General features: G+C 62.0%; 9 protein-coding genes and 1 pseudogene. 6 read left to right on the top strand and 4 right to left on the bottom strand.

Translation table 11 applies throughout. The annotated features are described in order from the left end of the window. The first annotated feature begins 35 nt into the window (after positions 1–35). The 5 genes from J3P90_RS07810 to J3P90_RS07790 are packed head-to-tail and all read left to right on the top strand — an operon-like array spanning position 36 to position 13,877. Positions 36–7,634 carry an Ig-like domain-containing protein gene (locus J3P90_RS07810; protein ID WP_434676060.1) on the top strand — a complete coding sequence of 2,533 codons (7,599 nt, stop codon included), beginning with the start codon at positions 36–38 and terminating at the stop codon, positions 7,632–7,634. Between the two features lie 39 nt (positions 7,635–7,673). Beyond that, positions 7,674–9,572: a TolC family protein gene (locus J3P90_RS07805; RefSeq protein ID WP_434676059.1), complete on the top strand. Its 1,899-nt coding sequence runs from the start codon at positions 7,674–7,676 to the stop codon at positions 9,570–9,572. Beyond that, positions 9,569–10,330 carry an efflux RND transporter periplasmic adaptor subunit gene (locus tag J3P90_RS07800; protein ID WP_434559948.1) on the top strand — a complete coding sequence of 254 codons (762 nt, stop codon included), beginning with the start codon at positions 9,569–9,571 and terminating at the stop codon, positions 10,328–10,330. The genes J3P90_RS07805 and J3P90_RS07800 overlap by 4 nt, the downstream gene beginning before the upstream one ends. Next, on the top strand, positions 10,327–11,706 hold the full coding sequence (locus J3P90_RS07795) for an efflux RND transporter periplasmic adaptor subunit (RefSeq protein WP_434676058.1): 1,380 nt from the start codon (positions 10,327–10,329) through the stop codon (positions 11,704–11,706). Before J3P90_RS07800 ends, J3P90_RS07795 begins: the two co-directional genes overlap by 4 nt. Then, positions 11,703–13,877 (top strand): HlyD family efflux transporter periplasmic adaptor subunit, encoded by a 2,175-nt coding sequence (locus tag J3P90_RS07790; protein WP_434676057.1) that lies wholly within the window; start codon positions 11,703–11,705, stop codon positions 13,875–13,877. Before J3P90_RS07795 ends, J3P90_RS07790 begins: the two co-directional genes overlap by 4 nt. Positions 13,878–14,020: 143 nt before the next feature. Here the strand turns inward: J3P90_RS07790 and J3P90_RS07785 are convergent, their stop codons facing one another. The 3 genes and pseudogenes from J3P90_RS07785 to J3P90_RS07775 all read right to left on the bottom strand — a co-directional run bounded on the left by J3P90_RS07785 (position 14,021) and on the right by J3P90_RS07775 (position 16,649). Next, positions 14,021–15,193, bottom strand: a complete 1,173-nt coding sequence (locus J3P90_RS07785; protein WP_434559954.1) for a zinc-dependent alcohol dehydrogenase — start codon at positions 15,191–15,193, stop codon at positions 14,021–14,023. A gap of 255 nt (positions 15,194–15,448) precedes the next feature. Continuing rightward, a pseudogene (locus J3P90_RS07780) lies at positions 15,449–16,023 on the bottom strand (GNAT family N-acetyltransferase). Between the two features lie 44 nt (positions 16,024–16,067). Then, the gene (locus tag J3P90_RS07775) at positions 16,068–16,649 is read right to left on the bottom strand and encodes a hypothetical protein (protein WP_434676056.1); all 582 of its coding nucleotides are present in this window, start codon (positions 16,647–16,649) and stop codon (positions 16,068–16,070) included. Positions 16,650–16,776: 127 nt separating this feature from the next. Between J3P90_RS07775 and J3P90_RS07770 the strand changes: the two genes are divergently transcribed. Then, complete coding sequence (locus tag J3P90_RS07770) at positions 16,777–17,754, top strand: DMT family transporter (protein WP_434607056.1); 978 nt, start codon at positions 16,777–16,779, stop codon at positions 17,752–17,754. On the opposite strand, the gene J3P90_RS07765 is transcribed toward J3P90_RS07770, so the two are convergent. Then, the gene (locus J3P90_RS07765; RefSeq protein ID WP_434648512.1) at positions 17,729–18,220 is read right to left on the bottom strand and encodes a nuclear transport factor 2 family protein; all 492 of its coding nucleotides are present in this window, start codon (positions 18,218–18,220) and stop codon (positions 17,729–17,731) included. The genes J3P90_RS07770 and J3P90_RS07765 overlap by 26 nt on opposite strands. Position 18,221 lies beyond the last annotated feature (1 nt).

Here is an 18,221-nt window from a genome sequence, read left to right as displayed (position 1 = left end):
TATCACGCAACAGGTTTTTCGCCCTTGAACAACGAATGCTATTCGACGGCGCGGCGGCGGTCATCGCCGATACTGCGGTCGTGGCACGTAGCGGCGCCGAAGATGCTTCCGTCGCGATTAGCGGCATCAGCGTCAGCGACACCGATAGCGCAACACAACACGTCACCTTGAATGCCAGCCATGGCACGCTGAACCTGGCCAGTACCAATGGCCTCACCGGCTTGACCGGCAATGGCGGCGCCAGCATCAGTTTCAGCGGCTCGCTGGCAGACATCAACGCCGCCTTGAACGGCATGTCGTTCCGGGGCGACAGCAACTTCAATGGTGCTGCCTCGTTTACGTTGACCAGCAACGACGGCAGCAATACCACCAGCAAAACCATCGACATCAACCTGACCCCGGTCAATGACGCGCCGACGATTTCCGGCAGTGGCCCGGCGTTGCAGGTGGACGAAGGCGGGACGGCGAATTTCTCGCCGGCCACCAGCTCCCCCGACGGCAAGGGCTTCACCCAAAGCAACCTGGGCATGACCGACGTCGATAACGTGCAGCAACAGGTCATCATCAAGCTCACCTCCCTGGCGAGCAATGGCACCTTGTTGCTCAACGGTAAGGAGCTAGGGGTAGGGTCGAGTTTTTCCATCGACCAGATCGCCAACCTCAGCTATCGCCACAATGGCGACCAGGTCATCAATCCCGCGGGCCTCACCGACAGTTTCACCATTACCATCGATGACGGCGCCGGCGGCGTCGTTCACGACCACAACGTGCAGGTTCACGTCAATCCGGTGAACCAGGCGCCGACATCGAGCGGCACCATCACGATCATCGAGGGCGAGCAAAGCGTCAACCTGACCGACAACGGCAATCTGGTCAGCCCGATCGGCACGCCCCGTGGCACGATCCAGATCGGCGATCCCGATCAATCCCCGGGTGTCGACTTCACCTATACGCTCAACTCCCTGCCGACCCACGGTACGTTGCGCTATGACGGCGTGGTGATCACCGACAGCAGCTTCGTCATCCTGGACCTCTCCAAGCTCACCTACAGCCACGACGGCAGCGAAGCCAGCGGGGCCGGCGCCACCGATAGCTTCTTGCTCAATGTCACCGATGATGGCGGCGGCACCGGTGTGCCCAAGACGTCGACGTTGACCGTCGATCTCACCATCCTGCCCAACAACGACGATCCGGTCCTGAATCACAGCATCGACCAGAACCTGAATCCTGGGGAAACGATTCGCGTCGTCACCAACGCCATGCTGCAGGTCACCGACAACGACTCCTTTGATTCCAGCCTCAGGTATACGCTCACCGCCGTGCCCGACAGGAACGTCGGTTATTTCACGCTCAACGGTGGGTTGCTGGTGGTGGGATCGAGCTTTACCCAGGCCGACATCAACGCAGGCAACGTGGTCTATCACGTTCGGGCCTATACCGGCACGGCGCGAACCGACAGCATGAGTTTCACCGTCAAGGACGGCGGCGTACGCCTGTATCCGAGCGCGCGCGATGGCGGTATCTACGACACCGACGCGGCCAACAGCTCGTTGACGGTCAAGACGTTCAACGTCCACGTGCCGGCCGAGCCATCGACGTTGCCGGGGGCACTGCCGGCCGACCCCGCGCCTAACCAGGCGCCCGTCAGCGGCGGCGACAAAACCGCGACGATCGACGAAGCCGCCAGCTACACACTGACGACCGCCGACCTCAACGCCACCGATGACTTCACCCCCGCCGACGGCTTGACCTACCGGGTGCTGGTCACGCCGGGCAGCGGCACATTGCTGCTCAACGGTGTCGCCATCGGTGCTTTTGGCACCTTCACCCAGGCCGACGTGGACGCCGGACGCGTTACGTTCCAGCACAGCGGCGACGAACACTTTGTCGACAACTTCCAATTCTCGGTTTCCGACGGGACGCTGACCACCGCGACCGAAAATTTCAGCCTCAGTATCGTGCCGAAAAACGACACACCGACCGCCACCAATGACGATCGGGTATTCACGGCCGAAGGCGGCACCGTCACCATTACCAACGGCAACATCGTGGTCGCCGATACCGACAGACAAGCCGATGCCAGCGGCGGCACCCAATACGCCACGAGCAACGACGTCATCCTGCAGATCAGTGCGCTGCCACAATTCGGTCACCTGACGCTTGGCGGCGTGACCGTGACGTTGAATCAGACCGTGACCTCGGCGCAATTGGCCGCGGGCGACCTGAAGTACGTCCATGACGGCAGCGAAAACTTTACTGACAGTTTTTCCGTGGTGCCCGTTGACGACCAGGGCGTGGCCGTCGGAGCGGGTACCAACCAATCCAGCACCGGCTCGGCTTTGGTGGTGCCGATCACCATATCACCGGTCAACGATGCGCCCGCGTTCAATTCCAAATCCCAACTGGTCGCCGGTGAAGCGGGCGCCATCCACGAAGGGGAATCGGCAGTGATCGGCGGTGCATCGGGTTATGCCAATGCCGATGGATCCGGGACGATAAATGGCTCGGTGGGCGGCGCGCACCTTGTGTACGGCGATGACGATAACTCCAGCCTACAGCGCCAATACCGGCTCACCGCTATTCCGGAGCATGGCAGGTTGATGCTCAACGGCGTCGTCCTCGGGCTCGGCTCGGTCTTCACCCAAGCCGACCTGGACGCCAATCGCGTCACTTATCAACATGACGGCAGTGAAACCAGCAACGACTCATTTTCCTACATCGTCAGTGACGGTGATTTCAGCGCCAACGACAGTGGCTCATTCGCCCAGGGCGTCACCGCCACGGCATCGACCTACAACATCGAAATCCTGCCGACCAACGACAAGCCAACGGTCTCTGCCCCCAACAACCCGGTCAATATCGACAGCACCGTCGCTGGCAACAATCCGGTGGGCGGCTTCACGGTGGGCGATCTCGATGACTTGAGCGGCGTCGGCACGCAGGATTCGGTGCAAGTCATCGTGCGGCTGACCCAGACCGACGGCACCGCTTTCACGGCGGGCGAGTATGCGGGCGTCACCCTCTCCGTCGGCCTGGGCGGCGGCGCTACCCGAGACGCCGATAAAGACGGCAATGGCGATTACCTGGTCCTTCGCGGCACTCGGGCCGAAGTCAACGCGGCGCTGGCGACCCTGACCGCCAGCGTCAACGACCCCAGCAACGAGGACCATCAATACCGCATCCAGGTCGTGGTCGATGACCGGCTGCGTGACGCCGGCGGCAACCTGACGACGGGGGCCAATGGCGGCAGCGAAAACCAGGCGGCCACCCCCGGCGGCAACGGGCAGCCGATCTCCGCCGTTGAATTCGATGGATACACCGACAGCGTCACCGGCACCGACCTCAACCTGGCACAGGCCAGCGTGTTGGTCCGCGTGTCGACAATCAACAGCCTGCCCAGCGTGGGCATCCCGGCGTCCCAACTGATCAACGAAGATCGCTCGACCGCCGTCACCGGCATCTCGGTGGTCGATACCGAGTCCACGGCCCTCGACGTTCCGGTCTCCGTGACGGTCAGCGTGCCATCGGGCCAAGGCATACTGGGGATTGGCGGCGCGGGTACGCAGACCACCATCACCCTGCCGTCAGGACGGACGGTGAACATCAGTGGCGACAACAGCAACAGCGTGACCCTGATCGGGCGTGCCGACGATATCCAGTCGCTGCTCAACGCCGCCGGCACTGGCTTGACCTACACCAGCGCAGCCCACGCCAACCACGACTACAACGGTGCCGCTGCTGGCGACGTTACACTCAGCGTGCAATTGAACGAAGGCACCGCCGCCATCGGTGGTGACGTGGGCAGTGGCAGCGTTGCGTCGCCCGCCCAGACCAGCGAACTGGCAATCACCCTGCAAGCGACCAACGACGCCCCTACCGTAACGGCAGGCAGCGGTAGCCTGGCGATAGGCCAAAGCGGCGCAGCGGTGGCCGTGCCGGGGTTCTCGGTCTCGGATCGAGACTACAACGACGGTGGGGGCATCAGCGCACCGCCAGGCGAGAGCGCTTCGCCGGAACAGGACTTCACTCAGGTGACCGTGCGCCTGACCGATGCCAATGGCGTGCCGCTGAGCCAAGCGAGCTACACCGACATCATTCTCGGCTCCACCAGCTCGCCCACGGAAGATCACACCAGCTTCGAAATCGATGACACCCATTCCGGCACCGACAGTGCACTGGTCATCCGCGGCAGCCTGGCCAACGTCAATGCTTACCTCGCGGGTTTGCAGGTTACCCTCAGCGGCACCCTTGCCAACACCGACACCAGCTACAGGGTGCAGGTGATTGCCGACGACCGCATTCGCGACGTTGCCACCGGCGTGCTGGACGCCAGTGGTCTGGCCAACGGCGGCTTGAATCCGTCCGGTGCTTCGACCGCCGTGGTCCCCGCCACCGTTATCGATCCCTACGCGGCGTTGCCTGGCTCGCTCACGCTCAATATGGGCAGCAACACGCGGATGCTGTTTGTTTCCAGCCTCAACGACCCGACCCAGGTTACCGCCAGCGACGTCACCGTCAGGGAAGGCTCGGCGACCCTCAACCTGACCGGCAGCGTGGGTGGGTTCACCATCAGTGACCCGGACGCCAACGGTGCCAATACGTTCTCGGCCACCGTACACGTCAGCCAGGGGGTGATTTCCGGCGTGGGCGGCAGTGGTGGTTCGATCAGCGGTGTGGGCAGCGATACGGTGACGATCAGCGGGGCCACCCAAGCCGAAGTCAACGCTCGTCTGCAGGCCCTGACGATTACTTACCCGACGGCCACGGGCGCGCCGGCAGGCAGCGACTACACGGGCAACTTCACGGTGACGGTTTCCGTCAACGATGGCGGCAGCACCGGGCAGCGTCCTGGAGCGTTGACCGGCGACACCGACGATGCCAACCAGAACCCGGGCGATTTCGACTACGCCGACGGCACCACCGCCGCGCTGATCACCACCCGCACGATCAATGTAACCGTGCTGCCGGTCAACGATGCGCCTTTGGCCTCGGGCCTCGACAGCTCGCAAACCGTGACCAAGGGCGGCAACCCCGTTCGTCTGGATGGCGACGGCAATGTGACCGTCAGCGACCTCGAACTGGATGTGAGTGCTGACAAATGGCAGGGCGCGACGCTGACCATCAACCGTCAGGGCGGCGGCAATGCCGATGATGTCTTTGGCCTTTTCGACAGCGATGCGGGGAACGATGCGGTCGGTGTTCAGGTCAACGGCAGCGACCTGCTCGTCGACGGGGTGGTCGTGGGCAGCATCAGCAATGCCTCGGGCACGCTGCAAGTCACCTTCAACGCCGATGCCGACGGTTCAGTGGTCGGCAAAGTGATGGGCGCCGTCACCTACAGCAACACCAACGCCTCGACATCGGCCAGCGCCGACGTAGCCGTCGACTTCGTGCTCAACGACCAGAACCCGAACACCACCGACAGCGGCACTGCCGGCAGCGGCCAGGACCAAGGCGCCGAAGGGCGGAAAATCGCGACGCAAACCATCACCATCCACCTCAACACCGCGCCGGTGGCCGTGGACGATGGCCTGCAAACCGTCCAGCAAGGCGATCCGGCCAGCGGCAATGTCCTGCCCAATGACAGCGACCCGGACGGCAACCCTTTGAGTGTCACCGGGTTCACCGTCGCGGGGGTCGTCGGCACTTTCAATCCTGGCGATACCGCCACCATTGCCGGCGTCGGCACCCTGACGCTCAATGCCAACGGCAGCTACTTGTTTACACCAGCGCCATCCTTCCACGGCGATGTGCCGGTGGTGACCTACAGCATCACCGATGGCACGGGCGGCGCCGACACCGCCGACCTCACCATCCGGGTCAACGCGCCACCGGTTGCGGTGGACGATGGTCTGCAAACCGTCCAGCAAGGCGATCCGGCCAGCGGCAATGTCCTGCCCAATGACAGCGACCCGGACGGCAACCCCCTGAGTGTCGGCGGGTTCACCGTGGCGGGGGTAGTCGGCAGTTTCAATCCTGGCGATACCGCAACCATTGCCGGTGTCGGCACCCTGACGCTCAACGCCGACGGCAGCTACCTCTTCACGCCGATCCCCACCTACCACGGCGATGTACCGGTGGTGACCTACAGCATCACCGACGGCGTGGGCGGTACCGACAGCGCCGACCTGACGATTCGGGTCAACGCGCCGCCAGTGGCGGTAGACGATGGGCTGCAAACCGTCCAGCAGGGCACGTCGGCCAGCGGCAACGTCCTGCCCAACGACAGTGATCCGGAAGGTCATCCGCTGAGCGTCGCCGGGTTTACCGTCGCGGGGGTTGCGGGCACTTTCAATCCTGGCGATACCGCAACCATTACCGGTGTCGGCACCCTGACGCTCAACGCCGACGGCAGTTACCTCTTCACGCCGGTTGCGACCTTCCACGGCGATGTGCCGGTGGTGACCTACAGCATCACCGACGGCGCGGGCGGTACCGACAATGCCGACCTGACCATCCGGGTCAATTCCACGCCTGTCGCCAACGATGACGGGGTGTTGCTCACGGACCGCGACACGCCCATCCAATCCATACAGGTGTTGGCCAACGACACCGATCCGAGCGGCCATCCGCTCACCGTCACCCACGCCCAGAGCGCTGACGGCAGCGTTACGATCAACCCAGACGGAACCCTGGATTTCACCCCGGCACCCGGCGTCACGGGCGATGTCACGATCACCTACGTGATCAGCGATGGCGTGGGTGGCAGCGACACCGCCCAAGTGCGCATCCATATCAATGAGCCGCCCGTGGCCGTCAACGACGGCGTTCATAGCGCGCCCCAAGGAGACCCGATCAGGGGCAGCGTGCTCAGCAACGACAGCGACCCCGAGAACGATGCGATTCATGTGGTCGACTTCACCGTGGATGGCGTGACCGGCACCTTCGCGGCCGGCGACAGCGTGGCAATCCCAGGCGTCGGCACGATTAGGCTCGACCTCGATGGCCGCTTCGTATTTACACCGAACGCCAATTATCTCGGCGCGGTGCCGACCATCGATTACCGGATCACCGACGACCATGGCGGCTTCGCAACGGCGCAATTGAGGCTGCGCATGGACTCCTCGACATTGCCGCTGCCGCCCACGTCCGATGTCTCGACGGATCGGAACGCGCCCACCGGCGACGTTCTGCGTCATGAATACCCGGATTGGCAGCTTGATTCGTTGAGCGTACGGCGCGACATGGTGCCGGGCTTGTTCGTCACGCTTCCGGTGATGGATTCGCAAATCCAGGCCGATGAACGACTCGACCCGCTGCGCTCCGGCTATGCCGAAGCCTACAGCGGCGAAATACGTTCGGAGTCGATCGGGATCGGCCTCGGTTTCGTTCCTAATCTGCACGTCACGCTGGCGGTACAGGATTCGCAAAAAACCGTCGATTACCAGGAAGGTTCGCTCAAATTCAAGGACAGCCTGTATTTCACCGGTGGCCATAGCTTGTTCGGCGATTTCGATGCCTTGCAGCCTGGGGCTGAAGAGCCTTCAGCAAGAGAAGTCAAGCCCAGCCCGCCGTCTGATCAGCCCAAGGCGGCCGTTTCCTTCAGTGACCAAATCAGCCAGGCCGCCAAACAGCGCCAGCCTCATTCGTCCACTCAAGTCGAACGGCTACCGGCGCCCCAGCGCAAAGGTTGACCCAACGTCCTCTACTTTCCTTATAAAAACGGTAATCACATGTCTTTGATGGAACAAAATCGTTCAGTACTGGGCGCAGGCTGGGTCGCGGCCATGGTTATCGGCCTGGCGGGCTGCTCCGTTGCGCCGAAACCGTTGCAACAAGATGAAATTCACCAACGAGTGGCCGGGGACCAGCTCCAGCTTTACGCCGACCAGGAACCGATCAAGGGGCCATTGACCTTCGCCGACGCGCTGGCACGCTCGCTCAAATACAACCTCGACTATCGCCTGAAGTTGATGGAATCGGCTCTGGCGGCGGGCCTGCATGACGTTTCACGTTACGACATGCTTCCCAAGATGCTGGTCTCGGCTGGCTACACGTCGCGCAACAACGAGTCGGGTGGTACGAGCGTCGGCATTGAAACCAACACGGTTTCGTTGATCCCCTCCTCCTCCGTCGAGCGTAACCGGACACTGGCCAACGCTGAGTTTTCCTGGAACCTGCTGGACTTTGGCGTCAGCTACTACCGCGCCAAGCAGAGTGCCGACCAATACCTGATCGCCGAGGAGCGACGCCGACGCGTGATGCAAACGGTTCTGCAGGACTTGCGCACCTCCTACTGGCGCGCCCTGGGCGCCCAGCGTATTGAAAGCCAGGCCGACGAGCTGCTGAACCGTGTACGTCTGGCGCTGGGCAAATCACGGGAGGCCGAGGTACAGGGTCTGCTACCGCCGGCACAGGCGTTGGCTTACCAAAGCGCCCTGCTGGACGCGACCACTTTGCTCAACGCTCGCCGCCAGGATCTGGAATTCGCCAAACGCGAATTGGCCGCGCTGATGAGCATTCCACCGGGCACCCAATTCACGCTGGCTGAGGAAAGCGAGCCCTCGCTGCCTGGCGTCCCGGTCGACATGGCCAAACTTGAGGAAATCGCCTTACAGGCGCGTCCTGAGCTGCGTGAGGAAGACTATCGCAAGCGCATTTCGGCGGACGAAGCGCGACGCCAATTGCTGGCACTGCTGCCCAGCCTTGGAATCAACATCAACGATCAGTACGACTCCAACAAATATCTCTATAACAGCAACTGGGTCGACAGCGGCGTACAGGTCAGCGCCAACCTGTTCAAGCTGGCGGCCATCCCGGCCACGCAAAAAGCCAGCGCCTCCCAGGAAAAAACCGACAACGCGCGCCGCCTTGCGCTCTCGATGGCCGTGCTGACACAAGTGCGCATCTCGGTGGAGCGCTACAAGCTCGCCTTGGTCGATTACGACCTGGCCGACCAGTCGAGCCAGGTCGATCAACGCATGGCCAAGTTCGCCCGCGCTTCGGTGTCGTCCCGCACCGATTCCGAGCTTGAAGTCATTCGCACCGAAACCCGCGCCCTGCTCGCACAGTTCCAGCGATACTCGGCCTACGCCACGGCGCAGACCGCTTTCGGGCGCATCTACAACTCCCTGGGCCTGGACGTGCTACCCGAAGACGTGCGCGACGCCAGCGACTTGCAGCAACTCTCGCAACAACTGCAGGAAAGCCTGAGCCGTTCAGAACGCCAGGCGTTCACGACGGCGATCGGAGAGTTGCCTTCGCAGCAACCGCTGGCGGTACGCCTGGAATACTCAGGCGATGCTCGGGCAGCCAATGACATGCTCGAAGTGGCTCGCCAAGCATTGAAACGCAACCAGTTCGTGCTTGCCGAAAACAGCCAGCCCGGGCCTACGCTGATCATGCAACTGCGTATCGCCAACGTTCAGGACGGTATCCGTCGCGGTGAATGGAGCGTCAGCCTGCGCCGTGCCGACGGAAGCGTGGCAGGCACCAGTCACTACCAGAGCACGTTGCGCGCCCAGCCAGACAGAGATTCCTTGAACGCATTCTGCGAAGCCGCCACGGTCGCTGAAGTGCCGAATTTGCGCGCGTGGTTGAAATCGGGCCCAACACAGGTGGCCTCGAAATGAAGATCCGATCACGTTGTGCTTCTCTTTCTGTGATCGGCGGTTCGTTGCTCGGTCTGGTCGTGTCAGCGCAACCGGCATGGGCACAAAGCGAAACCGATGCCGGCGTACGCGTGCTGCTGGTGGCCGACCAGGAAACCACCCTGGCGAGCCAGCTGGTGGGGCGGGTACGCGCGGTCAACGCGTCGCTGGGATCGACGTTCAGCAAGGGTGACGTGCTCGTCAGTTTCGACTGCGACGAACAGGTCGCTCGCCTGAAGATGGCCCAGGCCGACCTGAGCTCCGCCCGTGAAACCCATGACGCCAAGTTGCGCTTGCAAGGGTTGCAGTCCGCCGGCGAGGTGGAAGTTTCGCTGGCCGCCAGTGCCGCAGAGAAAGCCGCTGCCCAGGTGGCCCAGTACCGGGCCCAGCAACAACAATGCAATGTGCTCGCACCGTTCGACGGGCGCGTGGTCAAGGTTCAGGTCAAAGCCTTTCAGGGCGTCAACCTGGGCCAACCACTGCTCGACATCATCAGCAAAGGGCCATTGAAGGTACGTGTGAATGTACCTTCCAAATGGTTGGTCTGGCTCAAGCCCGACCTGCCCTTCCAGGTTGATTTGGGTGAGACCGGCAAACGTTATCCCGCAAAAGTCAGCGCCATCAACGGCCAGGTCGACGCCGTCAGCCAGACCATCGAGCTTGAAGGGGTGATCGAAGGCCGGCCCGTCGATCTGCTCGCGGGCATGAGTGGCACTGCGCTGTTCGAAGCACCGCAATGAACGCCCAAACCAATACAGCGCCCAACCCGGTCGCGGTGCTGCTGCATCTTGAGCAGCGCGCACAAGAAGCGCGCAGTACCGCCGAGCTGGGTTTTGTGATGGTCAACGAAACGTGGCAACTTTTGCGTTATCGCCAAGGCTATGTATTTGTCAGCGATGTGCTGGGCAAGCCCTCGCTGAGCAACGTTTCCAGCTTGGCGGTGCTGCCCGAAGAGACACCGTTTACCGTCTGGCTCAAGAGGCTGGCCCAGCATCTCTGGACGCAGCCCGCGGTATCGGCCGAATCGACACCAGCCACCGTCTTGCATCTGTTGCGAGCCCGGGACCTTCCCGAAAGCTTCGCCGAGGGCTGGACCGAATGGATGCCGATGCATCTGCTGTGCGTACCGCTACCGCCTCGCGATCATTCACGTCGTGGCATGTTGCTGCTTGCCTGCGATACCGAGCCGGACGAACACACCCAGGCCCTGCTCGCCAGACTGGGGCAAACCTATGCCTACTGCCTCGCGGCGCTGACCAACAAACGCCCCACGCTCGGCGCCCGCTGGCAAGTCTGGCGACAGCGCCCGTGGCGTTTATTGGCGTTGGGGACGGCCATGGCCCTGGCGTGCCTGGTGCCGGTCCGACTGAGCGCCCTGGCACCGGCCGAAATCGAAGCCCATAACGCGATGGCCATCGCCTCCCCGCAAGATGGCGTGGTGCACGAGTTCCTGGTGCAGCCCAACCAGTTGGTGCAAAAGGATCAACCGCTGTTCAGCCTCGACGACACGACCCTGCGCAATCGCCGCGCCGTTGCCCGGCAAGCGCTGGAAGTCGCCCGGTCCGAAGCGCTGCTCGCTGCGCAAAAAGCCTTCGAAAGCGCACAGAGCAAGGGCGAGCTGGCCGCGCTCAATGGGCAAGTGCAGGAGAAACAGGCCGAGGTCGCTTGGCTCGACGAAATGCTTGAGCGCAATGTGGTCCGAGCGCCACGCGACGGCATCGCGATATTTGGCGACACCAATGATTGGATCGGCAAGCCGGTGGTCACTGGCGAGCGCATCATCCAGCTGGCCGACCCGCAAGATGCGGGGGTGCTGGTCTGGCTCCCGGTGGCCAATGCCATCAACCTCGATACCGGTTCTGAAATTCGTCTGTTCCTGCACGTTGCGCCGCTATCGCCCTTGACCGCCAGCCTGATCCAGACCAGCTACCAGGCCACGCTTTCGCCAGACAACATTCCCTCGTATCGCATTCGGGGGCAGTTCCAGGGTGATGCCAGCCAGTTGGCGCGGATCGGCCTCAAGGGCACCGCCAAGCTGTATGGCGAATCGGTACCGCTGATCTATTACGTCATGCGCCGTCCGTTGGCCGCCCTGCGTGAATGGAGCGGGCTGTGAGCGAACTGGACCTGGCGACTCTGCTGTCGGGCTCATCGGCCGGATCGACATTGCAAGACCCAGACGTACATCTTCCCGAACACCTGCCCGCGGTGCGCGAAGACTTGCGCCTGATTCCCGCGGCCACGCAACGTGATGGCTCCCCAGCCTGGATGATCCAGGACCCGGTCGGTAACCGGTTCTTCAACATCGGCTGGCTGGAGTTCGAGATCCTGTCACGTTGGTCCCTGGGTAGCCCGACCCGCTTGCTCGAGGCGCTCGCGGCCGAAACGCCCCTGAACGTCAGCCGAGCGGAACTGGCGGCCTTGTTGGCGTTTCTGAGCCGCCATCAGTTATTGCATGTCAGCGACGTCACCGGTACCCGACGCCTGGAAGAGATGGCCCGGCAAGGCAAGCACACCGGTTGGCAATGGTTGCTTCACAATTACCTGTTCATGCGCGTGCCGCTCTGGCGTCCGCAGCGCCTGTTAGAAAAAACCCTGCCCTGGGTCGCGCCACTGTTCAGCCGGACCTTTCTGGTGTGCATCGCCCTCGCCATCGTGCTGGGCCTGTTCTTCGTCGAACAGCAATGGGATGTGTTCGTTGCCAGCTTCCAGCAAAGCCTGTCACCGCAAGGCCTGGTCGGTTATCTGGTAGCCCTGGCGATTACCAAGTGCCTTCACGAGCTCGGCCATGCCTATACGGCTACGCGCTACGGCGTGCGCGTCGCGCACATGGGCGTGGCATTCCTGGTGCTATGGCCGGTGCTCTACACCGATACCAGCGAATCCTGGAAGCTCGCCGACCGCCGTCAACGCTTTCACATCGCCGGTGCCGGCATTCTCGTGGAGCTGTTGGTTGCCGGAATTTCGACGCTAGGTTGGGCCTTGTGCGAAAACCCAATGCTCAAGAGCGGGCTGTTCTTCCTGGCGACCACCAGTTGGATGATTTCATTGGCCCTCAACGCCAGCCCCTTCATGCGCTTTGATGGGTATTTTTTGCTGTCCGACTGGCTCGACCTGCCCAACCTCCACGAGCGCTCGGGTGCCTTGGCGCAAGCCTGGATGCGCCGTCGCCTGTTGTCCTGGGACGAACCCGATCCGGAAGTCGTAGCGCCGCGCCTGCGTGGTTTTCTCATTGCCTTTGCCATCGTCACCCGTATCTATCGCCTGGTAGTGTTTCTCGGCATCGCCGTCGCCGTGTATTACCTGTTTTTCAAGGCGCTGGGTATCTTGTTGTTCCTAGTCGAAATTGCATGGTTCGTCGTCATGCCTATCCAGCGTGAACTCAAGGTCTGGTGGGATCGTCGCAAGGAGATCCCCACGCGGCGAGGTCGTCTGCTTTTGCTCGGGCCAGGCGCGCTGATGCTATTGGCCGCCTTGCCGTGGAGCACCCAGGTTCAGGCGCCCGCCTGGCTGCATGCAGAGGTTCAATACACGCTCTATAGTCCCTTGCCGTCCCGGCTGGTGGAGATGCCTCTCGCCGGGCAACCGATCGAAGCCGGTTCAACCTTGGTCGTTCTGGATTCCCCGGTCATACGCGACAAGGCCGAACGGTCTCACAAAGCGACCCTCGCCTTGCGCGCGCAGCTTGCCGGGCTCCCCGGAACTGCCGATGGGGCCGAAAAATATGCCTCGATTGCCAGCCAGCTCAACCGTCAGCAAGCCGAGTCCGCCGCCCAGGCGGCCGAGTTGCAACGCCTGACATTGCGCGCCCCGATGGCCGGAGTGCTCATCGACATCGACCCCGCCGTGCAGCCCGGCGTCTGGGTCAAGCCCAATCAGCCGCTGGGCGTCTTGGTCAGCCCCGATAGCTGGACGGTGGAAGCATTCGTTCGCCAGCAAGACCTCGCGCGCGTGGCCGTTGGCGCTCGCGCGCGCTTTTATGCACAGGGAGGCAGCGGCACGACGCTTGAGGGAGAAGTGATCGGCATTGACGATTCACGCACCCAGAACGTCCCGCATCTGATGCTGAGCACGACCTACGGCGGTCCCATCGCCGTCTCCGCAAAACAGGACCGGAACCTGCAGATCCGTGATGCCCTTTACCGGGTGAGAATACGTTTGGACGCCCCTCCCGCCCAGATGATGATGCGCCTGGGCAACGTGTCCATCGAGGGGGCCCGCATCAGCCCGGTTGCAGAGCTGTTCACCGATGCGTTGTCGATTCTGATCAGAGAAAGCGGGTTCTGACGGGGGCTTTCGCCTGCTCCCCCGTGGCGAGGAAGCTTGCTCCCGCTGGGCCGCTCCGACGCCTCGGGAGCAGCGGCCCCTTTTCTGTGAGCGCTTCGCACTCAAGCGGGAGCGAGCTCCCTCGCCACGGGTGCATCGTCGGCTCAAGGCTTGAGCACCACCTTCACACAGCCGTCTTTTTTGTCCCGGAAGGTGTTGTACATTTGCGGGCCGTCTTGAAGGCTCACGGTATGAGTGATGACGAAGCTTGGATCGATCTGCCCCTCCTGGATGCGCCGGAGCAGGTCGTCGGTCCAGCGGTTCACGTGGGTCTGCCCCATCTTGAAAGTCAGGCCCTTGTTCATGGCCGCGCCGAACGGGATCTTGTCGATCAAGCCGCCATACACACCGGGGATGGACAACGTGCCGGCGGGGCGGCACACATACATCATCTCCCGCAGCACGTGGGGGCGGTCTGACTCCAGCATCACCGCTTGCTTGACCCGATCGTAGATGGAATCGAACGAACGGGTCGCGTGGGATTCCATGCCTACCGCGTCGATGCATTTCTCTGGGCCCTTGCCGCCCGTCAGCTCGGCCAAGCGGTCCAGCACACTTTCGTCATCGAAGTTGATGGTGATGGCGCCCCCGGCCTTGGCCATGGCCAGGCGCTCGGGCACGTTGTCGATGCACACCACCTGCTTGGCTCCCAGGATCACCGCGCTGCGCACCGTGAACTGTCCTACCGGACCGGCGCCCCAGATGGCCACGGTGTCGGTGGGCTGGATATCGCATTGCACGGCCGCCTGCCAACCGGTGGGGAATATATCCCCTAGAAACAGCACTTGCTCATCGGTCAGGCCGTCCGGAATCACCACCGGGGTAAAGTCCGCATAAGGCACCCGCACGTACTCGGCCTGGCCGCCAGGATAGCCGCCAGTCAGATGGGTATAACCGAACAGCCCGGCAGTGGTGTGGCCGAAGGCCTTGTCGGCCAGGTCCTTGTTGCGGTTGCTGCGCTCGCAGACCGAGAAGTTACCCCGACGGCATTGATCGCATTCACCACAGCAAATCGTAAAGGGCACCACCACGCGATCGCCAATTTTCAGTTTCTTGTTGGCCGAACCCACTTCCACTACTTCACCCATGAACTCATGGCCCATGATGTCGCCATGCTTCATGCCGGGCATGAAGCCATCGTACAAGTGCAGGTCCGAGCCGCAGATGGCGCACGAGGTGACCTTGATAATGGCGTCACGTGGGTCTTCTATGGTGGGGTCGGGCAGATGATCATCACAGCGGATATCTTTTTTTCCATGCCAGCGTAACGCTTTCATCTTGGTACACCTCCTGAACAGGGTCGGTGCGCCAGCCATGAACATTCTCGTTATGCGCACCTACTGATGTTTTCGGTCGGAGGAAAACGCGACAAGTTCAAAGCATGTCTGCACACATCGGTAAAACGCGATAGACGGTTGCGCCGTCGCTCGGGTTATCAAGCGGCTCTTCCCTCCGCTCACCCCAGACTCATTGCCCCCGAAAAACTTGCCTCCACCGGCCCGATAAGAAAGACCGCGCCCAAAAATCCGGGTTCATTCAGGTACGACTGGGTATCCTTGACACAGCTTTTCCCCAAACCACTCCTCACGCGTCATCTCCCAAACCTCCTTGAGCGACGCCCCAAAGACAAAGTCGCCCTGCTGCGTCCCGACCATCCGCATGCCTTCACGCTCCGAAATCCTGCGAGAAGCCAGGTTACCCACCGCCTTCGGCACTTGCATGACCGGACGCTCCAGCGTTTCGAACCAATAGATGTTGATCGCCGCGCAAGCCTCGCGCATGTAGCCTTTTCCCTGCCATTGCGGCGCCAACCAGAAACCGCGGTTGTTGCCGGGCTGGTCGTACAGGCTGATGCTGCCGATACGCTGAGTGGGATCTTCGGCCAAGCGAATCATCCAGTGCCACTCGCGTCCGGCGGCAACAGCGGGGAGCGCCTGATCGCGCACGTAGGTCAGCGCGCCGTCATCCGGGTAGGGCCAGGGCACACGACTGTCGAGGTAGCGGACCACTTCCCAATGCGGAAATAGCCGTTGAATTGCCGGTGCGTCCGACAGCGCCAGGGGGTAAGGATAAGGCGGCGGGTTTGGAGCGTGGGAATGGGGCTCATGATGAAAACTCCTTTTTCAGATGTTATGGCGTGCCCGCCCCCCGCTACAGGTTATCCGTAACCCTGCACAATTTGCTGTCCTTCAAGAATGAAGGGGGCAGTTGCGCCGTCGCCGCGGGCAGTTGCTTGAGCCTCACTTCACATTCAAAACGGCCCGCGGCGTCCAGTTGGTAATCCTCCCCTGCCTTAGGGACAAAGCTGAACATGTTGTAGCATCGATCGCCGATGTAATGAAAAGCGATGGGCTGCCCGGCCGGTATCAACAGCTCAGTCATGACCGTGGAAGATGAATGCTTGTCGTCGTCTGGCATGCCCAGGCTTTCGCCGTTGCTATTGGCATAGCCATCCCGGAACGCCACCATGACCCCGGCGCCTGGCTGGCGGAAGTCCACGCAGTCAGACTTGGGTACGGCCCTGACCATGCCGTCGCTGATCACCCGCAAACGCGCGGTCTCGCCACCGTCAGGCGTTGAGTAAGGGGTGGAGAAAGAACGGACATCCGACAGCGCTCCGCAACCGCTGAGCAGGGCCAGGAGGCTGATGCTCCAGGCCTGTCGCAGCACGCGGGACGTCTTGCGCGAGCAAATGTTGAGTCGGGGGTTGAGGGGGTGCGGTGATTCGCTCACGATGATGCTCCATGCAGGTCTGTTATCCAAGGCCAACGACGGTCGAGAGGGACGCGATGTCAGCGCGAGATTTTATAAGGGGTTCGCAGACACTCTGCAATGGCCGATGTATCGGGGCGCACGCCTGATGATCCAGGCTCAATCAAACCTCATCGCGGGCTTGGCCCTCGCAATCATCGCGACGCTGAGCTGGGCCTTGAACTTCATTGCGCCTTACGTCACCGGTGCCTACACGATCTACGACTTGTTGGTCGTACGGTTCCTGGTTGCCGGTGCCCTGGGCCTGGGTGTCGTGCTGCTCTACCGGGCCCAGCTTCGGCACCTGCGGTGTGATCAGATGCTTGTGGCCGCAAGCCTGGGCGTGATCGGCTACCTCGGCTATAGCGCGTGCATCGCCGCCGGCATCATCTTCGGCGGGCCGGTGCTGACACCGGCCTTCATTGGTATGGTGCCCGTGTTGCTGGCGCTGCTGGGCAACGCCACGGCCAAGACCCTCCCGTGGCGCAAACTGGCGATCCCCTTGGTTTTCTTGACGGTTGGGCTGCTGGTGTCGAATCTCGGGGCTCTCCATCATCCCGCTGCGGGCGCAGGATCGTGGCTGATGGGATTAATGTTCTCAATCGCAGCCGTGCTCTTATGGCTCGCATTCAGCGGGTTGAACCAACGCGCCTTGCTAGCGCTGCCACCCCACGCATCCGGTGCGTGGACTGGCCTCATGATGGTCGGTGCCGGACTGGGCACCTTGTGCTTGTTACCGGCGGTACAAGCGTTCGACCTGCTCAAACTGCCGAGCCTGGGGTTCAGCGTTTCCGTTGCGGGCCGTTTATATCTCTGGGGTTTCGTGATTGCGCTGATGTCGTCCTTAGTCGGTGCCTGGGCTTGGAACGCCGCGTCCCAGCGTTTGCCCATGGTGCTTTCCGGGCAATTGATCGCCTTGGAATCGGTGTTCGCCACGCTGCTTGGCCTATGGTTTCACCACCGACTTCCGACGCTTCTAGAGGCATCAGGACTTGCGGCTGTACTGGTTGGGGTGGTCATGGCGGTGCGGATCATCCTGACGACGCGGGACCATGTAAGCGTTATTGCGGCGTCACCCGACGCATGAGCTCATCCAATGCGTAAGTATCCAATAACGCCGTCACCTGTGTGATTTGCCCATCCTTGAGCGTCATGTGCCACAGGTAAGTGTTGTTATAGGGCTTGTGATCAAGTGCCGTGGCTGTCCCGTTCCAAAGAACAACCACGACGTCGTTCTCGGCAATGATGCTTTGCACCGTTGGCACAATCGGCGTAGCCAGCCGAGCAGTGATCGGGCGCACGGCTTGGGCCAACTCAGCCTTGCTGGTGTAGACGCCTGATACCGGGCTTGTGCCGGCCACGGTCCATTTGGCATCCGGCGCCAGCAGGTCGAAGACCGTGCCCTTGCCCTCCTGCCAATTCGCGAAAGCCTGGCGAACCAGATCCGTATTGGTACGTTGAACATTGTCCGAAGCCCAGCCGTTGCCCGCCGAGAATATAAAAGAAAGTGCAAGCACTTGGGCTTGCCAAGCCAAACTCATCCACCGGGTCATG

Source organism: Pseudomonas sp. D3-10, from assembly GCF_051132175.1.
Classification (GTDB): Bacteria; Pseudomonadota; Gammaproteobacteria; order Pseudomonadales; family Pseudomonadaceae; genus Aquipseudomonas.
The sequence above is the reverse complement of the archived record's forward strand: the minus strand, read 5'-3'. Positions and strand labels throughout refer to the sequence as shown.

Bases quoted from the DNA above. Each gene is read 5' to 3' on its own strand.
- J3P90_RS07800 (WP_434559948.1), top strand. From the start codon at position 9,569: ATGAAGATCCGATCACGTTGTGCTTCTCTTTCTGTGATCGGCGGTTCG.
- J3P90_RS07765 (WP_434648512.1), bottom strand. From the start codon at position 18,220: ATGACCCGGTGGATGAGTTTGGCTTGGCAAGCCCAAGTGCTTGCACTT.
- J3P90_RS07770 (WP_434607056.1), top strand. From the start codon at position 16,777: ATGATCCAGGCTCAATCAAACCTCATCGCGGGCTTGGCCCTCGCAATC.
- J3P90_RS07795 (WP_434676058.1), top strand. From the start codon at position 10,327: ATGAACGCCCAAACCAATACAGCGCCCAACCCGGTCGCGGTGCTGCTG.
- J3P90_RS07810 (WP_434676060.1), top strand. From the start codon at position 36: ATGCTATTCGACGGCGCGGCGGCGGTCATCGCCGATACTGCGGTCGTG.
- J3P90_RS07785 (WP_434559954.1), bottom strand. From the start codon at position 15,193: ATGAAAGCGTTACGCTGGCATGGAAAAAAAGATATCCGCTGTGATGAT.
- J3P90_RS07805 (WP_434676059.1), top strand. From the start codon at position 7,674: ATGTCTTTGATGGAACAAAATCGTTCAGTACTGGGCGCAGGCTGGGTC.